The sequence below is a fragment of the Leptotrichia hofstadii genome (genome assembly GCF_007990525.1).
GTDB classification, from domain to species: Bacteria; Fusobacteriota; Fusobacteriia; order Fusobacteriales; family Leptotrichiaceae; genus Leptotrichia; species Leptotrichia hofstadii.
Map to the genome: position 1 here is coordinate 883377 of NZ_AP019823.1, position 20741 is coordinate 904117.

Below are 20741 nucleotides of genomic sequence, written 5' to 3' on the forward strand. Positions count from 1 at the left end.
TAAAACGAGGAGGATATTTAAAATGAGTCAAAAAGATAAAATTGTAATTTCTGAAGGATTAACGTTTGATGATGTACTGTTAATTCCACAAGCGTCAAGCGTAGTACCGCATGAAGTTTCTTTAAAAACTAATTTAACTAAAAAATTGGTGTTAAATATTCCAATATTAAGTGCCGCAATGGATACTGTTACAGAATCAAAACTTGCAATTGCACTTGCAAGAGAAGGTGGAATAGGCTTCATTCATAAGAATATGACGATTGAAAGACAGGCTGAAGAAGTGTCGAAGGTAAAAAGATATGAAAGCGGTATGATTACAAATCCAATTACATTGAAGGAAGATGCTATTTTAAAAGATGCAAATGACTTGATGAAAAATTATAAAGTTTCGGGACTTCCTGTGGTTGATGCTGAAGGAAATTTAAAGGGAATTATTACTAACCGTGACTTGAAATATAGAGAAGATTTATCATTAAAAGTTGTAGATATTATGACTAAAGATAACTTGGTAACTGCACCTGTTGGAACGACTCTTGAAGGTGCCAAATCAATTCTTCTGGAAAATAGAATTGAAAAATTGCCAATCGTTGAAGGTACAAAATTAAAAGGATTAATTACAATTAAAGATATTGACAATGTTATAAACTATCCTAATGCTGCAAAAGATAAGCAAGGTAGACTTAGAGTTGGGGCAGGAGTTGGAGTTGGAACTGATACAGTGAGAAGAGTCGCAGCTTTAGTAGAAGCTGGGGTTGATATTATTGCTGTTGATTCAGCACATGGACATTCAATAGGAGTTATTAACAAAATAAAGGAAATTAGAGCGGCTTTTCCTGATTTAGACATTATCGGAGGAAATATTGTAACTCCAGAAGCAGCGCTTGATTTGATAGAAGCAGGAGTAAATGCTGTGAAAGTAGGAGTTGGACCAGGGTCAATCTGTACAACTAGAGTTGTGTCAGGAGTTGGAGTTCCACAAATTTCGGCTGTAATGAATATTGCGGAAGTTTGTAAAGACAAAGGAATCGGACTTATTGCCGATGGTGGAATAAAATTATCTGGAGATGTTGTAAAAGCCATTGCGGCTGGAGCAGACTGTGTTATGCTTGGAGGAATGCTGGCAGGAACTGATGAAGCGCCAGGAGAAGAAATTTTATATAATGGAAGAAAATTTAAGACTTATGCAGGAATGGGATCACTTGCGGCAATGAAGAGAGGAAGCAGTGACAGATACTTTCAGCTTGAAGCGGCAACAGAAAAATTAGTTCCAGAAGGAATCGAATCAATGGTTCCATATAAAGGTGCATTAAAAGATACAGTTTATCAAATTTGTGGTGGACTCCGTTCTGGAATGGGATACTGTGGAACAGCTACAATTGAAGATTTAAAAGAAAATGGAAAATTTGTAAAAATAACAGGAGCAGGACTGAAGGAAAGCCACCCGCATGATGTTATAATTACGAAGGAAGCACCTAATTATAATAATTCAAATAATTAAAACTAAAGGAATTTGTGAAAGGATGAGAATGAATAAAGTAAAAAAAATAGCACTTTTATCAGTATTGGTATTTGGAATAAGTGTTTTGTCTTATTCCTATGAAGATTACTATCAAAAAATTTATACAGTGAAAATTTCTAAAAATGATTTGTTTAAAATCGTAAATGCAACTAAAAATCAGCAAAAAAAATTGTCAAAAATATTTGATGAATATCAGAAAAAGGCTGAGGGAGTAGAAAAGGATTTAGTCCAGTTTGATGGAAAAAAAGCTAAAATTGGTAAAATAGAAGAAGACAGATACAGAGCAATTGCAAGAGTTTTGTCAAATGAACAGCTGGAAGCCTATAATTCCTACATAAATTCCCAAAAGAATTTGTTTAACGAAAAAAATGATAAAGTTAAAAACTTTATTGACAGTATGGATTTATCAAATGAGCAAAAAGCACGTATTTTGAAATATGAGCGGGATTTTAAACGAGAAGTCGGTAAATTAAAGAATCAAAGGTTGACAGAAGAGAATTTTATTGAAAAATATAAGGAATTAAAACAGGAAAGAAACGAGAAAATGCGTACAGTTTTACTGGATGACCAGGTAAAATTGATAGAAAATTTTTAAAGTATTGACAAAAGTTATAAAAAAATGTTAAAATACAACGATTAATCACACTTTGTACTATTTAGAGATAGGGTGTTGCAATTTTATAGTTTATTTTTTAAAAATTTTTAATTTGTAAACATTAAAAAAATTGATTAAAATAAAAAATGGAAATTACAATCTGTCTTTTAAAGAAAAGTGGGAGAAAAACCAAAAAAATTAGGAGGAAAAACGTAATGGCAGTAATTACAATGAAACAATTATTAGAAGTAGGAGCACATTTTGGACATCAGGCAAAAAGATGGAACCCTAAAATGAAACCTTATATTTTTACAGAAAGAAATGGAATCCACATTTTGGATTTACACCAAACTTTAGGAGCAACTGAAGCGGCTTACGAATTTGTAAGACAAATCTCTGAAGAAGGTGGAAAAGTATTATTCGTAGGAACTAAAAAACAAGCTCAGGAAGCTATTAAGGAAGAAGCGGAAAGAGCTGGAGGATTCTATGTAAACCACAGATGGCTAGGTGGACTTTTAACTAACCTGGAAACAATCAAAAAAAGAGTAAAAAGATTAAAAGAACTTGAAGAAATGGATGCAGATGGAACTTTAGACGAAGCATACACTAAAAAAGAAGCAGGATTATTAAGAAAAGAAATGGCAAAACTTTCTAAAAATATTGGTGGAATCAAAGAAATGAACACATTGCCAGCCGCATTGTTTGTAGTTGACATCAAAAAAGAATTTTTGGCATTAGAAGAAGCTAAAAAATTGGGAATCCCTGTAATCGCATTAATCGATACAAACGTAGATCCTGATTTAGTAACTTACAAAATCCCAGCAAATGATGATGCTATAAGATCAGTAAAATTATTTGCACAAGTTATTGCAAATGCAGCAATCGAAGGAAACGGTGGAATTGAAAACGTTGTTGAAGGAGCAGAAGTAGAAGTTCCTGCAAACGAAGAAATCGTTGAGGAAGTAGTAGAAGAAGTTGTTGAAGAAACTACAGAAGCATAGTTAAAACATGATCCAAAAAAATTAAATAAAAATAATAGGGGAATAAAGCCATTCCCCTGTTCTCGTAAAAATAGTAATTAAAAAATTAAAAGAATAAACTCACATTTCTTCTATTGGTCAAGAAATAAAAAGGAAAGGATGAGAAAGTGTGAAAAAAGTTTTAATTGGTTTATTTTTAATAGCAAGTTTAAGTGTTTTGGGTGTGAATAAAGGAAAACTCCCAATGCAACGCGATATAGATTATGTGTGGTATCATTATGAATTAGATCCTAAGTATGAAAACCTATTTTCAAAACAAAAAAAGGAATTTAAGGATAAGTGGGATATTTACCAAGATAAGAATGATTATAAAAATTTTATTGTGCTACTAAAAAAATATATTGAGAAATATCCAAATGATGCTTATGCCTATGAAGCTCTGGGTACAATGTATATGGCAACGAATAATTTTAAGGAAGCAGAAAAAAATTATTTAAAAGCTATGGAGCTGGGAGACAATGATACGGCGAAATTTTCTTTAGTTGTTCTGTATAGCAAGAAAGAGTTAAACAATGATAAAGAAAAAACAAAACTTGGTGAGAAATATTATGAAGAACTGAAAAAAGAAGGATTCAAGTCATACGACAGCCTTGAAATTCTTAGAGGTTCTAAAACTGGGGCATTACTAGGAAGTGCTAAGGCGATATTTGGATTAGCGGCTTATTATGATAATTATGAAAATTATAAAATATCAGAAAAATATGCTACGGAATTTTTAGAATTTGATAAGGAAAATTTAGATAATTTAACGTTTTTAAGCAACGCATACATTGCTCAAAAAAAATATGCAGAATCAGAAAAATTATTTTTGCCACTTGCTCAAAAAGGGATGATGCAGGCACAATATCTTTTAGCACTTGGATATTATCACGCTGGAAATCTTAAGGAAGCAGAAAAATGGGCTAAAAAGACGCTGGAAAAACCTGAAAGAAAACAGTCAGATGATATTGAAGCAGCGAAAGAATTGCTGAATCGAATAAATTCAAAATTAAAAGAATTAAATAAAAAATAAAGGGAATGGTGAAAATTATGAAAAAAGTTTTAATTGGATTATTTTTGGTAGCAAGTTTAAGTGTTTTAGGTGCGAAAAATACAAAAAAAGCAGCAAGGACCCAAAATTATACTAAAAATGTAAATAATCAGTATTCTGTAGTAGACGGAAACCTTATGAATATGTATTCAAAAGAAAAAACAGAATTTAAGAATAAATATATTGCTTTATCTGAAAAAAATGACAAGAAAAATTTAATTGCATTACTGAAAAAATATGTTGAAAAATATCCAAATGATGCTTATGCTTATGAGGAAATAGGAACTGATTATGCGATATTAGATAATCCAAAAGAGGCAGAAAAGTACTATTTAAAAGCAATTGAATTAGGAGATAACGACACAGGAGCGTACTCACTGGCTTTATTATACAGTGATGAAGATTCTTTAAAATCATTAAATTTAACTGCTAAAGAGAAAAATGAAAAAAAGAGCATACTAGACAAATATGAAAACCAACTATCAGATGCTGGTTTTACACATGACAAACTTAAACAACTTAGAGAGCATAAACAGATGGCATTAGTTGGTAATGCCTATTCAATATACCGATTAGCAGTCCAATATTATGGTGCTAAAAATTATAAGATGGCAGAAAAATATGCGAAGGACTTTTTAGAATTTGATAACGAAAATCCAGAAATTTTAAATATGCTAAAAAACATTTCAAAATAATTTTTTGAATGCTAAATTAATCATTAAGTAAAATAAATAAAAAAATTAAAAATATAGGAGGAAAATAAAGTGGCAATTACAACAGCGCTTATTAAAGAATTAAGAGAAAGAACAGGAGCAGGAATGCTTGACTGTAAAAAAGCTTTACAAGAAAATGACGGAGATATTGAAAAAGCAATTGACTGGTTAAGAGAAAAAGGGATTGCTAAGGCAGCTAAAAAATCTGGAAGAGTTGCAGCAGAAGGATTGGTATTTGCAGCGATTTCTGAAGATAGAAAAAAAGGTGCTATCTTAGAATTCAACTCTGAAACTGACTTCGTTGCTAAAAATGATGAATTCAAATCTTTTGGAGAAAAATTGGTAGGATTAACTTTAAGCCATGACTTGACAAGCGAAGACGAATTAAAAGCATTTGAACTTGAAGGAAAAACTGTTGAAACTCATTTGACAGAATTAATCGCTAAAATTGGTGAAAACATGAATATTAGAAGATTAAAAGTCGTTTCAACTGACGGATTCATCGAAACTTATATTCACTTAGGCGGAAAAATCGGTGTATTATTAAATGTTAATGGAGAAGCTACTTCTGAAAACATTGAAAAAGCAAAAGGTGTTGCAATGCATATCGCGGCAATGGATCCAAAATATTTGGATAAATCACAAGTTACAGCTGATGATTTAGAAAGAGAAAAAGAAATCGCAAGACATCAATTAGAATCAGAAGGAAAACCAGCTAATATTATTGAAAAAATATTAGAAGGAAAAATGAGAAAATTCTACGAAGAAAACTGTTTAGTGCAACAAAAATATGTTAGAGATGACAGCGTTACTATCGAACAATTTATTGCCCCAAGTACAATAAATTCATTTGACAGATTTAAAGTTGGAGAAGGAATCGAAAGAGAAGAAGTAGATTTTGCTGCTGAAGTAGCTGCACAAATTTCTGGAAATTAGTTTTACTATAAGGGGAATAATCCCCTTATTTTTTCGCAAATTTTTAAATAATTACTTTTATTTAATACGAAACCCTGTTTAAATAACGAATTTATTACAAACTTTTTAATGAGGATATAAACCTTTACTGCAAGATAAGGATTTGCGGCAATGAGCAATCCTACGAAAATAAAAAAGAAAAAAGTTGAATGAATTATGAATTAGCTATTGAACAATTCTATTATAAAAATTTATTCTGATTTTTAAACGGTGTTTAGTGTAACTTATAAAATTTATGGAGGTTCCTATAATGCTTAAATATAAAAGAATATTATTAAAACTGAGTGGAGAGGCGCTTGCAGGGAACAAGGAATTTGGTTTTTCAAATGAAGTGCTTGAAAGTTTTGCAAAACAGATAAAGGATGTACATGAAAAAGGTGTACAAATTGCTATTGTTATCGGCGGTGGAAATATTTTCCGTGGGATAAGCGGGATGGAAAAAGGCTTTGACAGAGTGACTGGAGATACGATGGGAATGCTTGCAACAATTATGAATGGACTTGCATTGCAAAATGCAATTGAAAGCATAGGAGTACCAACGAGAGTTATGACAGCACTTCAAATGCCGCAGGTAGCTGAACTTTATATCAGACGTAAAGCAATAAGACATCTGGAGAAAGGAAGAGTTGTTATTTTTGCAGGTGGAACAAGCAATCCTTATTTTACTACAGATTCTTCAGGAGCGCTAAGAGCTGTGGAAATTCAGGCAGATGTACTTGCGAAAGGTACAAAGGTTGATGGAATTTATGATAAAGATCCGATGAAATTTGATGATGCTGTAAGATACGATACAGTAACTTTTGATGAAGCTATTTCAAAAAATCTTGGAGTAATGGATACAGCGGCACTTTCACTATGTAGGGAAAATCATATGCCGATAGTGGTGTTTAACGCTTTGGAAGAAGGAAATATATTAAAAATGGCTCAAGGCGATAATATAGGAACAACTGTAAAAAAATAATTGACGGAAAATATAATTTGATATAAAATATTTTAATAAAAAATAAAAAGGTGGTAAAAATGTTAGACGCAATTTTAAAAGAAGCTGAAGAAAAAATGCAAAAATCTGTAGAAAATACAAAAACAAAATTTTCTCATGTAAGAGCTGGACGTGCGAGCGTTTCAATGCTTGATGGAGTAACTGTGGAGGCTTATGGTTCTGCTACCCCACTTAATCAAGTTGGAACAGTTTCAGCTCCAGAAGCTAGATTATTGGTAATTGATCCTTGGGACAAATCATTAATTCCAGCAATTGAAAAAACGATTTTACAGGCAAACTTAGGATTTAATCCGTCAAATGATGGGAAAATCATTAGACTTGTAGTACCAGAACTTACAGAAGACCGTAGAAAAGAATATGTAAAAATGGTAAAGAAAGAAGCTGAAGAAGGAAAAGTCGCAATTAGAAACGTGAGAAAAGAAGTAAATAATAAATTAAGAAAGCTTGAAAAAGACAGTGAAATCACAGAAGATGAATTGAAATCAAGTGAAGAAAAAGTACAAAAATCAACTGATAAATTTATCGCACAAGTTGACGATGCCTTGAGTAAAAAAGAAAAAGAATTGTTGACAGTTTAATTTTTAGAAAAGAATTTATGAAGGCAATAAAAATAGGGAATTATGTCTAATTTTGTTAGAATTAGAACAGTTCCCTTTTTACATTTTTTATGCTTTAATTAATACTTGATATTTATCTTCATTTAATACTATTTCCCATTTAAATAGCAGAAATCAGAAAATTCATGGAATTAAAGATTTTTTTTATAAGGATCAAATCAATTATTCTAGAATTTTATTGCTATTTTTTTAATGGTGTTTAGTAGAAAAATATTATTTCCAAAATAATTTATCAAATAATGTTTTTCGAGGTGGTATTCCATCAAGTTTAGCTCCATTCCTAATCCAGTATGTTTTTTTGGAAATATCATAAAGAGGCTTGTCTGCTAGACTGTCAGAGTAAAATTTTATGATTTCGTACTCAAAATCATTTTGTTTTGCCCATTCATTCAATTTTTTTACTTTTTCATCGCCTTTATTATTTTCTCCATCAATTTTGGCAATGAAAGTTTCCTTGTTGTCGTTTACAAAATTTGTGCCAAAGACTTTGTCGTAGCCAAGTGACAATAAAAATTTTTCTATTAGGAATAATGGGCTTGCTGAAGACACAATAACCATTTCGCATTCTTTTTTGTTTTTTTCCAGCTCATCTTTTATCCACGGATAAATTTTATGTTTTTTTGTTTCCCAGAAATCTGCAACTAATTTTTCAATTTCTTCTGTTGAATGACTTTCTAAAAATTCAAAATATCTTTCTTTTAATGTAGTCAAATTTATTATCTTTATTAGATAAAAAAGTAAATCCTTTGAATATTTTATCAAAAATAAAATAGATTTTAGTGGATATTTTTTTAAATAAAATGTGGAAAAATTAACACCAGTTTCTCCATCGTAGATTGTCTTGTCAAAATCATAAACTATAATTTTTTTTTTCATTAATTAACTCTCTTTCTCTGATTATATTCATTTAAAATCAATGTTTGATATACAGTTAAGTTTCAGCAGATTTATTAAAATTTTTGCATAGAAAATTCCAATGTTTTTCCGTACAAAACATATTTTGTATTTTGTAATTCTTTAATATTTTTTGCATTTAAGGCGCACATTATCATTTTGCATTCAGTTTTCCAGTTTTCCACAATTTTGATTATGCTTTCAACATCATATTTTACAACTAATTCTAAAATCGTTCTGGAAAGGCCGACAGCCTTTGCTCCCAAAACTAAGCATTTTATCATATCCAGGGGATTTCTTACCCCGCCACTTGCGATAATTTCCACTTTGTCGGTATAATCTTTTAAATTTAAAAGGCAGGAAACAGTAGTCTGTCCCCAGTTATTTAGGTAATCAAGGCTATTTTCACGTCGCATATTTTCAATAAAGGCAAAACTTGTGCCACCCCGTCCGCTTATGTCAAAAGTTTTTATTCCCAGCTTAATTCCCTGTTTTATGGTATTTTCTGTCATTCCAAATCCAACTTCTTTTAAAATAATTGGAATTTCTATATTTTGGACAAATTCTTTTAAATTGTTTTCCCATTCGTTAAAGTTTCGGCTGCCTTCTGGCATAATTAATTCCTGCATTAGATTTACGTGAACTTGTAAAAATAATGGGTTTAGAGCCTTTATAGCGGCAATTCCAGCTGTATAATTTTTATCAATTCCAATATTTGTGGCAAGCTGTAGATCTGGATTTTCCTTTTTTACAATATTAAATGAATCATCATCAGAATTTTTTAGAGCGGCGCTATATGAGCCTGTTACGAAGAGTAAATTGCATTCATTTGCAACTTTTGCCAATTTTTGATTAATTTTTTTCGCATTTTCACTTCCGCCTGTAATTGCGTTAATAAAAAATGGAAATTCAAAATCGTGGCTTGCAAAATGAGTTGATAAATCAATTTCATCCAGATTATATTTTGGGATGGAACTGTGAATAAGTTCAACATCATCAAAGCTGTTATAATCACTTTCGTGTTCCAATGCGTACTTGATATGATCATCTTTTCTATTTTTCATATTTCTCCTATTTTTTATAATTTTTCAGCATACAGCAATTCAATTCCGAATTTTTCCCATCTGTCAATAATAGTTTTTGTATCATTTTTGTTAAAGGAAAGGGCAATTCCGCAATCTCCGCCACCAGCACCGCTGCTTTTGGCACAAATATCGAGTTTTTGAGCAGAATTTACTAATTTTACTAATTTTTTGCTATAAATATTTTCATTTAAGTTTTGAAGTAATTTCCCATTTTCATTAATACATTTTTTTATCATTGGCTTATTTCCATTATTTATGGCAATTCTCAAATCTTGTACGATATTTTCTACATTTTTTAAAAAGTTTTCATCAATGGAACTTTTTACAATGTTTATTAAATCACTAGAAATAGCAGGTTCCTTTGTCCAGCCGACTAAAAAATTACAATTTAAATTGTTTTTGTTAAACTGAAGTTCGGAAATTTCGTAATTCCAGTTAGTTTTTAGAATATTTTCCAGAGTTTCGTTTTTCATTAATTCACTAATTTTTTTTCTGTCAAAGGATTTATAAAAAATTAAGCTTTCATAGGAAATGCAGGCTATATCACCCATAGAGCCGTTATCTCCACGTTTTAGCAGCACATAGGAAGACAGCTTGAAAAGTATTTCCTTTGAAACTTGCAGATTGTAGAGGCTTAAAATGGATTTTATTGTTAAAACGACAACGCTGCCACTTGAGCCGATTCCTAGTTTTTTGTTATCTATTTCCATTTTTCCATTAATTTCCAGATTAAAAGGTTTGATTTCCAAGTTGTTTAACTTTAGATATTCAGTCATAACGGATATTGTTTCACAGATGAGTAAATAATTTTTGTCAAAATTTTGTGAAGCTTTTTTATCGAAAGCCGTTTTTTCAAGAGTTACGGTATAATCAAACATATCTGAAAAAATTGTATATTTATCAGCAAAATTTATTTTTGAAGTCATAAAAAGGTTTATGTTTTTTATGATTGCACTTTGTCCAGCTGTCAGAATTGAATATTCTCCAGCGAGATAGAGTTTTCCACAGGTTTGGTTAGTTATTATTTTATTTATTGACATTTTTTTCTCTTTCATATTTTTACAGGTTTAAGCAGCTGAGTTTATTTCCTAGCTTTTATAAGGAGATTATATCATAAAAAATCAGTATAGTAAAACCATTTGATGTACAGTAAATTTTAAATCATATTTATAAATTTTTAACGGAAGATTTCTTGCTTTTTTTTGCTGATTTTAGTATAATTTTAAAGAGTTGCATATATGACTTTGAAATTTGTTAAATGGAAAATCTTAAAAAATAGATTACATTTTGGGAGCAAAGTCGGAAGTTAGATTTGGAAGATTAGAAATAGAAAATAATTTAATTTCAAATATACTCTAAAGAAAAATTAAAAAAGCTGTGTTATAATAAAAATAAATTATTTTATAGAAGAAAAAGGTATGATGAATGGATATAAATAAAAATTTGGATTTAGGGGAAATTCGAGAAAGAATAGACAAACTGGATAGACAGCTTGTAGAATTGCTTGAGGAAAGGCTGTATATTGTACAGGAAGTGGCACAATTTAAAAAAAATACTGGAAAGAAAATTTTTGATGAGGAAAGGGAAAAGGAAGTTGTTAAAAAGAATCTGGAAAGAGTTAAAAATAAAGAGCTAAATCATTATATTGAACTTATTTTAAAAGATATTATGAATTCCAGCAAAGAGTACCAAAAGTTTAAAATTGGGATTTCGACTAAATATGTGAATGATTTGGAATTGGAAAATAAAAAACTGGGATATACCGGAGTACCAGGTTCTTATGCTTACGAAGTGCTTATGAACTTGCTCAAAAATAACAAAAATTCAAATTTTTCCAATATTGAAGAAAATAAAAATATCTTTCATTTTAATTCACACAAGGATTTAGTAGAAGCCGTGCATACTAATCAAATTGATCTTGCAATATTGCCGATAGAAAATTCTATCGTTGGAGAAGTGCGGGACAGCATTGACTTGATAAATACAAAAAATATCCACATAATCGGAGAAGTCAGACATAAGATTTCACACAACTTGCTTGGTGTAAAAGGAAGCAAAATCGAAGATATAAAGAATGTTTATTCTCATGATCAGGCTTTTATGCAATGTTCAGAATTTTTGTCAAAATACGAATGGCATCTTAATCGAATGACAAATACTGCAATTAGCGGAAAATATATTGCCTCAAAAAACCAAAAGGAAAATGCCTGTATTGCAAATATGAAAACAAAAGAAATGTACGATTTAGAACTATTGAAACAAAATATCAATAACGAAGAGGAAAATTATACAAGATTTTTTGTGATTTCAAATGAGAGCATTGTAATTGACGGAAGCGATAAAATTAGCATTGTAACGAGTGCAAAGAATGAATCAGGGGCCTTGATAGAGTTACTGCAGATATTTTATAAATATGGGCTGAATATGGTAAATCTAAAATCACGTCCGAGGGTAAATAAACCTTGGGAATATTATTTTTATATTGATTTTGAAGGTAATATGGCTGATGAAAAGGTAAAAATGGCACTTGAGGAAATGAGAGAAAAATCAAATTACTTACAAATTTTGGGAAATTACAAATTATATAATTTGAAAATATAAAAAAACGCGATAAATTAAGATTAAACGCAAAAGTTGTATTATTTGTTTCAAAATATGTGTTTATTTACATTTTGAGGTAATAAGATTAATTTTGAAGGAGTCTGAGTGCGAAATGAGATTGGATAAATTTTTGGCAAATTCAGGAATTGGAACAAGGAAAGAAGTCAAGGAAATACTGAAAAATAAGAAAATAAGTGTTAATGATGCTTTTGTAAAAGATGGAAAAATTCAGATTGATGAAGAAAAAGATATTGTAAAATATGAAGATAAAATTATTTATTACAAGCCATTTGTCTACATTATGATGAATAAGCCTGCTGGAGTGATTTCCGCAACGGAAGACAATCATCACAAAACTGTTATTGACTTGTTAAACAATGAGTACAGAACTTACGATATTTTTCCAGTCGGACGGCTGGATATTGATACAGAAGGTTTGATGTTACTTACAAATGATGGAATTTTGTCGCATAATTTACTTTCTCCAAAAAAGCATGTAGATAAAAAATATTATGTAAAAATTGCCAATCCTCTTACTGAAGAGGACATAAAAACGCTTGAAAATGGAATAAAATTGGAAGAAAACTTTGTAACAAAAAAGGCAAAAGTCGAAATAATTTGTAATAATGGTGAAAACAATGAATATTTTGCATATATAACAATTTCTGAAGGGAAGTTTCATCAGGTAAAGAAAATGTTTAAAGCTGTTAATAATGAAGTTCTTTATTTGAAACGGGTGAAAATGGGAAATCTTTTGCTAGATGAAAATTTAAAATTGGGGGAATATCGGGAATTAACAGTAGAAGAATTGGATAGTTTGAAAGTTTAATTATGTGGAAAAGAGGAAAATATGGAAAAATATGGATTATTAGGTGAAAAATTGGGACATAGCTATTCAAAAGAAATTCATGAAATTTTTTTTGAGCTGACTGGGAAAAAAGCAAGCTATAAGATGATTGAAAAGGAGATTGGCGAAATTGGGGAATTGATGGAAAGCATAAGAAATGGCGAATTTAACGGGATTAATGTTACAATTCCTTACAAGTTGGAAGTTATTAAATATTTGGATGAAGTATCAGAAACTGCTAAGAAGATTGGGGCAGTGAATACGATAACATTAAGGGATGGAAAACTGATTGGAGATAACTCTGATTACTTTGGATTTTTGAAAACGCTAGAATTAAATGACATTGATGTGAATGGTAAAAAAGTGCTTGTTTTAGGGACTGGTGGAGCTTCAAAAGCTATTTACAATGCTTTGGTTGATAAGGGGGCGGAAAATATTTATCTTGCTACAATTATAGAAAATGATCCCTTTGATGTAAGGACACAGGACAGGCTGATTCACTATTCGGCGATTGCTGGACTTAGGAATATCGAGCTGATTGTGAACTGCACTCCAGTCGGAATGTACCCAGCGGTTGACAATTGCCCGCTCGAAGGAAAAAATTTGATTAATGCGAATGCAGTTGTGGATATTGTTTACAATCCCGAAGAAACGGTTCTTATGGCCAAATACAAGTTAAGAGGCGTAAAAGTGGCTAATGGACTTACAATGCTTATTTCACAGGCAATAAAGTCTGAAGAAATTTGGCATAATGAAGAATATGGATCAGAAATTTTAAAAGAAATTCATAAAAGATTGGCAGAAAAATTATATAAATAAAAATAAAAAAAGAGTTGAGAAGAAAGGAAAATTTGATGTTAAAAAAGACAGTAATAGGAATATTTATTCTTGCGGCAGTTGGTTTTGCAAGAACAAATCAGGAAATTATAGATGCGGGAAATGAAAAGCAGAAGGCAATTTTTGACAAACATTTTAATTCATCGGCGAAATCTGGAACTATTGCCAATGCCGCTTATTCAGAAACAATGGCTAGCCTGTATGGAGAAAACCGTTCATATTTTGACAGGGAATTTGCAAGGCTTTCTGGAAATAGGAAATCTAATTTCAGGACAATGTACGCATATTACAGCGACTATGTGGTGGAGTATCCAAAATTCTTGAAAAATGCGTTTGGAAGCTTTCTTGCAGAAGCAGGAGAATTTCAATCCTATTCATATACAAACACTTATCTTGTGCTGGAAACATTTAACTTGAATATGAATACTTACCTTGAAGCTGAAAAGGATGCTAAAACTGTGGATGCAAATATTAATGCCATCTATGACTATCTGTACAGCGTAGGCGATAAAGTCTCGAAGGAAGATTATAAAAAAATGTCATCTGCCCAGATGAAAGCGCTTGTAAACGAAGAGTATGATAAGCTTGAAAGATTGCTGGATGTGAGGGGAAATGAAGGAAAGGACAAGAAAAAGGCCGCGGCCGCGGCAAAGTCAAGCCTGAAAAAACTTAGAAAATCCTACGGAAATTACGATAAATGGTTTGATGACTATGTGGACACATCATCATTGTCTTACGAAAACAAAGAAAAATTAAAAAAACTAGCAAAATTTGAAAATATTTCAAATATCAAATTTATAATTCAATCAATTAGTAAAAAGACAGAAAATAAATAATGATTCAATTTCAAAATTGAACGGCTAAAAATTATATAAATTAGGATTTGAGCAAGATAGTCATAGGTTTTGAGTTTGATTTTAAACAAGCTTTACTATAAGCTATAAATAAAAATTTTAAAGACGAAAGGAGTCAAAATGAGCGAAAAAAATATAGGTGGCAATGAAGGGATTGAAAATACAAAAGAAGGAAAAAATAATGATTCAAAGGATAAAAAGAATGCCAGCAACAGGATGAGACATCTTGATCTTACAATTTATAATGAACTTGATGATTTTGCTTCGGAAGTGCTGGATGGAGATAAATTTATAAAGTATGTGGGAGCTAGAAGAGAATATCTGTTTGAGCCTGAAGAAACCATAAAAAAATATCTGGGCGAAGAATTTCTGGATGGGAAAAATGAGGATGAAAGAATAGAAACTTTTTCAGATTTTTATTATCAATACATGATAAAGTATTCAGATTGCTATCTTTATGAATTTATGGGAAAAGGCTACACTGACGGATTTAGGGAATTGCTTGAAAAAAAGGGTATAGATCTTGACAGCCTTAATGTAAATTGGGAAAGCATCCGTTCCAAAGAGCTTGAATATGATGAATCGCTTGTGGATATTTTATATTCAATTGTGAATTACGAGCTTGAACACCGTGGATACTCTATTTTTGGAATAAATATGGGATATGAGTCAACATTGTATTTTGTTGTTACGCAAGAGGCATTTTCAAGAATTGACAACGAGCCTGAATTATTTACTATTTTTGACATTGGATTTTTAGAAACGATTTATAACGAAATTTATGAAGTGGCAGGAAATCTTGGAGCTGAAAATGTTAGAATTGGAGATTTCCTGGAAAAACGTGGAAATGAGTATTATACTTTATTTGCTGACGCAAGTAAAAATGTCATAATTGAAAATATTGATGAAAATGATGAGTCGAAAGTGAAAATAATTTTGTAAAAAAGGGAGCAAAGAATGATAAATTTTGAAACTAAAGATACAATGCTGCTTTATAGTCTTGTAAATATGAAGTTACGTGATGAATTTTTAGATTTAGATGATCTTGTAAATTATTATGGTGTTGATAAAAAAGAACTTTTAGATAGATTTTCAAATGATGGATATGAATATGTGGAAGGGGAAAATCAATTTAAGAAAATATAACTTTGGAAAGTAAAAATTAAAAATTCTATGAAAAAAGGTAGATAATATATGAAAAATATAGTATTGATTGGAATGCCTGCCTGTGGAAAAAGTACGATTGGGTACTGGCTGTCAAAAAAAATTAATTTCCCTGTTATAGATGCAGATAAATATTTGGAAGAAAAGGAAAATAGAGTTATTTCAGATATTTTTTCAAATGAAGGGGAAAAGTATTTTAGAGAGCTTGAAACAAAATATTTGAAGGAATTATCGGAAAAAGAGGGAATTATTATTTCGACAGGCGGTGGAGCTGTTAAAAATAAGGAAAACATTGATATTTTGAAAGAAAATGGAATTATTGTATTTATTAACAGAACAATTGATGACATTTCAAGGGAAAACCATAGGAATAGACCCCTTTTGCAGAATCCTGATAATATTCGGAAACTGTATGATGAAAGAATAAAGCTGTATAGACGATATGCTGATATTATTATAAAAAACGACGATAGTATAGATGTAATTGTAGACAGGATAATTACTTCATTGAAGGGGAAAATTTTATAAAAAGACGGATGGGGAAAAACAATGAAAAAAATATTAATTATAAATGGCCCTAATCTAAATTTTCTCGGAATTAGGGAAAAGGGAATTTATGGAAATGATGATTATAACAGCGTTTGTAAATACATAAAAGAAAAATTTGAAAATGAAGATGTAAAAATCGAGATTTTACAGTCAAATTCAGAGGGGAAAATTATAGATTTTTTGCAGTCGGCATATTTTAATAAAGTTGACGGAATTGTAATAAATCCTGGAGCGTATACGCATTACAGCTATGCAATTCTTGATGCGATAAAATCTGTATCTATTCCGACTGTGGAGGTGCATTTGAGCAATATTCACGAAAGAGAGGAATTTAGAAAAATTTCGGTTACAGCTCCTGCCTGCATTGACCAGATTTATGGAAAAGGCAAAGAGGGGTATGTGGAAGCTGTGGAAATTCTTTTAAAAAGATAAAAAATTAAAAAGGATAGAAAAATGGAAGAAAATAATAAAAGCGTCGAAATATGCAGAATAGCATTGAAAATGTCAATTTCTTCGCGTGATGAGGAAAAAAAATTGATGCAGGACTATAAAAAAGTTGGTATAAAGACAGCTGCAGTAAATGTGGGCGGTGCAATGCCTCAGTCCCGTTTCAAATTTATAGAAAGCGCATTAATGGCGGCAAAACGAAATAATCTGATTCAGGATGTGCATGCTCATGATGGTGCAGTAATCGGTGCAATGCGGGAAGCAATGAGCCAAATTGAAGCAATTATAAATGGACTTAGTGTCGGAGGGAAAATTGGGCTGGCAAGAGAGGGAGAACATCTGGCTGTGGCTATATTTTTAAGTGTTGGAATATTGCAATTTAATGAAGTGATAACTTCTGTTGCACATCGTTCAGTTTCAATACTTGAAAATGAAAAATAAAATTAAGGAGAAGGCTTATTATGGGAAAGAAATTTTTTGATGAAATACAATTATTTTTGTTTGATATGGATGGTTTGCTGTTTGATACTGAAACTATTTATGTGGAATATGGACGTGAAATTGCAGAAAAAATGGGATATACAATTACAAAAGATGTTGTAGAAAAAACAACGGGCGTTACAAATGATAAGGCAAGAATATTGTTTAAAGAAGCCTTGGGACAAGATTTTCCGTATGATGAAATGATGGGAACAGTTAAGGATCATATAATGGAAAAAGCTGAAAAAGGCGAAGTTTCATTAAAACTTGGCGCATTGGAATTGCTTGAATTTTTGAAAAAAAATAATAAGCAGATGATTTTGGCAACTTCATCGGACTTGGATATGGCTGAAACTTTGACTAAAGGAAAGGATATAAAAAAATATTTTTCCCATTTTGTGACGGCAGAAGATGTAACTCATGGAAAGCCAGATCCTGAAGTTTTTCTTATAGGAGCAGAAAAGGCTGGAACATCTCCTGAAAAAACAGTTGTATTTGAAGATTCATTCAATGGAATAAGGGCAGCTCACGCGGCGAAAACTTTTCCAGTTATGATTCCAGATAAATTGAAACCGACAGAAGAAATTGAAAAATTAGTTTATAAAAAATTTGATAATTTGCTGGAAGTGCTTGATTACTTTGAGGGAAAGTAAATTACTAAAAATAAAATAGAAATTGATTAATAGGAGTTATTTGTGGCAAATAAGATAACTTCTATTTTTTTTGAAAATTATTTTATCAAAAGATTTAAATCAATTGAAAAAAAATAGCAAATATAGTAAAATAAATAGTAAAAAGATAAAATTTTAGTAAGTTAGATTTTTTAGTTTTTACGGTTCAGTTTTTAAAAAAGTAAGAAAATTCTAAAAATTTGGGAGGAATGAAATATGGGAAATAATACTTTTGTAATTGTGGGAACGCAGTGGGGAGATGAAGGAAAAGGTAAAATTATCGATGTACTCTCTCCAAAAGCGGATTATGTAGTTAGATTTCAAGGTGGTAACAATGCTGGGCATACTGTCGTTGTAAATGATGAAAAATTTATTTTGCATTTATTGCCGTCTGGAATTATTAACTCGGCTGGAAAATGTATAATTGGGGCTGGAGTTGTTGTTGATATTGAAGTATTATTGACGGAAATTGATGAGCTCGAAAAAAGAGGGAAAAAGCTGGATAATTTATTTATCGATGAAAGAGCGCACATAATAATGCCTTATCATATCGAGATTGACAAGGCTAAGGAAGAAGCTATGGGTGAAAACAAAATTGGTACGACTCAAAGAGGAATCGGACCTTGCTACATTGATAAAATTGCAAGAAATGGAATTAGAATTGGTGATTTACTGGATCCTGAAAGATTTAGAGATAAACTTACTTGGAACGTGAATGAAAAAAACGATATGCTGACTAGATACGGTAAAGGAACTTTCGATTTGGAAGAACTTTATGAAAAATTTATGAAACTTGCTGAAAAAATAAAATTTAGAATAATTGATGCAGTTGTAGAAATCAATGAAGGCATTGAAGATGGAAAAGTAGTGCTTTTTGAAGGGGCTCAAGCGTTAATGCTTGACATTGACTACGGAACTTATCCTTATGTAACTTCATCATCGCCAACATCTGGCGGAGTAACAGTCGGAACAGGAGTCGCTCCAACAAAAATCTCAAGAGTGCTGGGAGTTATGAAAGCCTATACAACAAGAGTGGGAGAAGGACCTTTCCCAACAGAATTAGAAAACGAAGACGGAGAAACTTTGCGAAAAGTAGGACACGAATTTGGAGCAACAACTGGGCGTCCAAGAAGATGTGGATGGCTTGACTTGGTAATCGGAAGATATGCAGTTCTGATTGACGGATTGACAGATATTGTGTTGACAAAACTGGATGTATTGACAGGATTTGAAAAAATAAAAGTGGCTGTAGGTTATGAAATTGACGGAAAAGTATATCATTCTTATCCTGGAAACTTGAGAAAATCCAAAGACTTGAAAATAATTTACGATGAATTAGAAGGTTGGAAAGAAGATATTACTCAAATAAAAAATTACGAAGACTTGCCTGAAAACTGTAAAAAATATATTGAATACATTGAGAAAAAATTGAAATGTAAAATCTCGATGATTTCAGTAGGGCCTGAAAGAAGTCAGAATATTTATAGATATGATTTGGGAGAGTTTGTGAATTAATTTTTGAAAGCTGGAGGAAATTATTTAGGAAATGAAGTAAATTCAAAAGATAAGATTTTGGAATTTAGGAAAAGACTTTTGGATAGGAATTAAGAATTTTATAAAAGAAAAGCAAAATATTGAATTTGAGAAAAATTACAAAATAAAAAATTTGAATAATGAAATGGAGAGATAAAATGAAAATAAGAAAAATAATGTTGATGACAATGATTGGAGTATTTTCTGTGTTTGGATTTTCTTGTAGTAAAACAGGAAACGAAAAACAGAATTTAACAATGTCAAAAGAAGCGAAAGCTGGGAAAAAAGCAGAATATAAAAAAATAACTTCAGATGAAGCTAAAAAGATGATGGAAACTCAAAAAGTTATAGTTGTAGATGTTAGAACTTTGGAAGAATATAACGAAGGGCATATTCCAAATGCGATTTCTGTTCCATTGGAAACTATTGAAAATGAAGCAGAAGCAAAATTGAAAAATAAAGATGCTTTAATTTTAGTGTATTGCAGAAGTGGAAGACGAAGCAGGGAAGCAGCATTAAAATTGATTGAAAAAGGTTATACAAACGTGATTGATTTTGGTGGAATAAAAGATTGGAATGGGGAAGTAGTGAAATAATGCAAGCAGGGAAGAGGGCGTTATTGGTAAACTGTAAAATATAAAAAGATTATTTGAAAAAAGAAAGGAATGAGTAATGAAAAAAATATTAGTAGTGTTGATGTTGGCTGCAGGAGCAATTTCATTTTCAGCTCCAGCACAAAATGTAAAAAAATCTAGGGCTGATAAGTCTGTGAATGAAAATGCTGTACAAAATCTGTCTTTTGGTACAATTACGGTAAAATTGAAAGGTACTAAGCTTTCAAAAACTGATAAAAATAAAATAGAATTGGAATATGAAAATTTTAAGGCAACTGGAAATAATAAAAAAGTTTATACAGAAAAAGACTTTCAAGTAAATGGAAAAAATCCAAAAATTATTATAAATAAAACAATTTCAACTGCAATGATGGAAAATTTTGTTAATAGTGATGAAGAAATAGTTGTAACAGGGTTTTATGAAAATAATGAAGGAATTAAGTATAAACCATTTAATTTTAGTTTTAGTGTAAATAAAGATGAAGTGAAAAAGATTTACTTTAAGGATGGGGCAATTTACATTTGGGATAATTAAATTAACTGGAAGGAAAGACAGTATGGAATCTTTTTTTGAAAGACAAAGTTAAGGGAATAAAGAAAAATATATTAAGCTGCTGAAAATAACAGGTTCTTTGTCAAATTTATTTTCAGAAAGTGAAAATCCGTTTGATTATTT

24 protein-coding genes are annotated in these 20741 nt (G+C 30.9%); 21 read left to right on the forward strand and 3 right to left on the reverse strand.

All coding sequences use genetic code 11. From position 1 onward, the window contains the following. Positions 1 to 22: 22 nt before the first annotated feature. The 8 genes from guaB (at position 23) to frr (ending at position 7450) form a co-directional block, all read left to right on the forward strand. Positions 23 to 1498: an IMP dehydrogenase gene (gene guaB, locus FVE77_RS04140; protein WP_026746678.1), complete on the forward strand. Its 1476-nt coding sequence runs from the start codon at positions 23 to 25 to the stop codon at positions 1496 to 1498. Positions 1499 to 1526: 28 nt separating this feature from the next. Beyond that, positions 1527 to 2114 carry a hypothetical protein gene (locus FVE77_RS04145; RefSeq protein WP_026746677.1) on the forward strand — a complete coding sequence of 196 codons (588 nt, stop codon included), beginning with the start codon at positions 1527 to 1529 and terminating at the stop codon, positions 2112 to 2114. Between the two features lie 215 nt (positions 2115 to 2329). Continuing rightward, complete coding sequence (gene rpsB / locus FVE77_RS04150) at positions 2330 to 3115, forward strand: 30S ribosomal protein S2 (protein ID WP_026746676.1); 786 nt, start codon at positions 2330 to 2332, stop codon at positions 3113 to 3115. Positions 3116 to 3263: 148 nt separating this feature from the next. Next, the gene (locus FVE77_RS04155) at positions 3264 to 4166 is read left to right on the forward strand and encodes a tetratricopeptide repeat protein (protein ID WP_026746675.1); all 903 of its coding nucleotides are present in this window, start codon (positions 3264 to 3266) and stop codon (positions 4164 to 4166) included. Positions 4167 to 4183: 17 nt separating this feature from the next. Then, positions 4184 to 4879 (forward strand): tetratricopeptide repeat protein, encoded by a 696-nt coding sequence (locus FVE77_RS04160; protein ID WP_036088001.1) that lies wholly within the window; start codon positions 4184 to 4186, stop codon positions 4877 to 4879. A gap of 69 nt (positions 4880 to 4948) precedes the next feature. Then, a complete protein-coding gene (tsf, locus tag FVE77_RS04165) occupies positions 4949 to 5833 on the forward strand; it encodes a translation elongation factor Ts (RefSeq protein WP_026746674.1) in 885 nt (294 codons plus the stop codon). Between the two features lie 289 nt (positions 5834 to 6122). Next, on the forward strand, positions 6123 to 6833 hold the full coding sequence (gene pyrH / locus FVE77_RS04170) for a UMP kinase (RefSeq protein WP_026746673.1): 711 nt from the start codon (positions 6123 to 6125) through the stop codon (positions 6831 to 6833). A 59-nt stretch (positions 6834 to 6892) separates the two neighbouring features. Beyond that, positions 6893 to 7450: a ribosome recycling factor gene (frr, locus tag FVE77_RS04175; protein WP_006804738.1), complete on the forward strand. Its 558-nt coding sequence runs from the start codon at positions 6893 to 6895 to the stop codon at positions 7448 to 7450. A 252-nt stretch (positions 7451 to 7702) separates the two neighbouring features. Here the strand turns inward: frr and FVE77_RS04180 are convergent, their stop codons facing one another. From FVE77_RS04180 to FVE77_RS04190, 3 genes are all read right to left on the reverse strand, one after another. Further along, the gene (locus FVE77_RS04180; RefSeq protein WP_026746672.1) at positions 7703 to 8365 is read right to left on the reverse strand and encodes an HAD family hydrolase; all 663 of its coding nucleotides are present in this window, start codon (positions 8363 to 8365) and stop codon (positions 7703 to 7705) included. Positions 8366 to 8439: 74 nt separating this feature from the next. Then, on the reverse strand, positions 8440 to 9447 hold the full coding sequence (fni, locus tag FVE77_RS04185; RefSeq protein WP_026746671.1) for a type 2 isopentenyl-diphosphate Delta-isomerase: 1008 nt from the start codon (positions 9445 to 9447) through the stop codon (positions 8440 to 8442). A 14-nt stretch (positions 9448 to 9461) separates the two neighbouring features. After that, positions 9462 to 10508, reverse strand: coding sequence for a phosphomevalonate kinase (locus tag FVE77_RS04190; protein ID WP_081690340.1), 1047 nt, complete (start codon positions 10506 to 10508; stop codon positions 9462 to 9464). A 385-nt stretch (positions 10509 to 10893) separates the two neighbouring features. Between FVE77_RS04190 and FVE77_RS04195 the strand changes: the two genes are divergently transcribed. The 13 genes from FVE77_RS04195 (at position 10894) to FVE77_RS04255 (ending at position 20600) form a co-directional block, all read left to right on the forward strand. Beyond that, positions 10894 to 12069 carry a chorismate mutase gene (locus tag FVE77_RS04195; RefSeq protein ID WP_026746669.1) on the forward strand — a complete coding sequence of 392 codons (1176 nt, stop codon included), beginning with the start codon at positions 10894 to 10896 and terminating at the stop codon, positions 12067 to 12069. Between the two features lie 112 nt (positions 12070 to 12181). After that, a complete protein-coding gene (locus FVE77_RS04200; RefSeq protein WP_026746668.1) occupies positions 12182 to 12898 on the forward strand; it encodes a pseudouridine synthase in 717 nt (238 codons plus the stop codon). 21 nt (positions 12899 to 12919) lie between these two features. Beyond that, positions 12920 to 13735, forward strand: a complete 816-nt coding sequence (gene aroE / locus FVE77_RS04205) for a shikimate dehydrogenase (RefSeq protein ID WP_026746667.1) — start codon at positions 12920 to 12922, stop codon at positions 13733 to 13735. 35 nt (positions 13736 to 13770) lie between these two features. After that, positions 13771 to 14589, forward strand: coding sequence for a hypothetical protein (locus FVE77_RS04210; RefSeq protein WP_026746666.1), 819 nt, complete (start codon positions 13771 to 13773; stop codon positions 14587 to 14589). A gap of 138 nt (positions 14590 to 14727) precedes the next feature. Beyond that, positions 14728 to 15549 carry a hypothetical protein gene (locus FVE77_RS04215; RefSeq protein WP_026746665.1) on the forward strand — a complete coding sequence of 274 codons (822 nt, stop codon included), beginning with the start codon at positions 14728 to 14730 and terminating at the stop codon, positions 15547 to 15549. Between the two features lie 15 nt (positions 15550 to 15564). Next, positions 15565 to 15753, forward strand: a complete 189-nt coding sequence (locus FVE77_RS04220; RefSeq protein ID WP_026746664.1) for a DUF4250 domain-containing protein — start codon at positions 15565 to 15567, stop codon at positions 15751 to 15753. 48 nt (positions 15754 to 15801) lie between these two features. Beyond that, complete coding sequence (locus FVE77_RS04225; protein WP_026746663.1) at positions 15802 to 16299, forward strand: shikimate kinase; 498 nt, start codon at positions 15802 to 15804, stop codon at positions 16297 to 16299. A gap of 21 nt (positions 16300 to 16320) precedes the next feature. Continuing rightward, the gene (gene aroQ, locus FVE77_RS04230; RefSeq protein ID WP_026746662.1) at positions 16321 to 16752 is read left to right on the forward strand and encodes a type II 3-dehydroquinate dehydratase; all 432 of its coding nucleotides are present in this window, start codon (positions 16321 to 16323) and stop codon (positions 16750 to 16752) included. A gap of 21 nt (positions 16753 to 16773) precedes the next feature. Further along, entirely contained in the window at positions 16774 to 17208 is a 435-nt protein-coding gene (locus FVE77_RS04235; protein ID WP_006804726.1) for a HutP family protein, read from the forward strand. Positions 17209 to 17228: 20 nt separating this feature from the next. Beyond that, positions 17229 to 17900, forward strand: a complete 672-nt coding sequence (locus tag FVE77_RS04240; protein ID WP_026746661.1) for an HAD family hydrolase — start codon at positions 17229 to 17231, stop codon at positions 17898 to 17900. A 234-nt stretch (positions 17901 to 18134) separates the two neighbouring features. After that, entirely contained in the window at positions 18135 to 19433 is a 1299-nt protein-coding gene (locus FVE77_RS04245; RefSeq protein WP_026746660.1) for an adenylosuccinate synthase, read from the forward strand. A 176-nt stretch (positions 19434 to 19609) separates the two neighbouring features. Next, positions 19610 to 20047, forward strand: coding sequence for a rhodanese-like domain-containing protein (locus FVE77_RS04250; protein WP_036087996.1), 438 nt, complete (start codon positions 19610 to 19612; stop codon positions 20045 to 20047). A gap of 76 nt (positions 20048 to 20123) precedes the next feature. Continuing rightward, a complete protein-coding gene (locus FVE77_RS04255) occupies positions 20124 to 20600 on the forward strand; it encodes a hypothetical protein (protein WP_026746658.1) in 477 nt (158 codons plus the stop codon). Positions 20601 to 20741 lie beyond the last annotated feature (141 nt).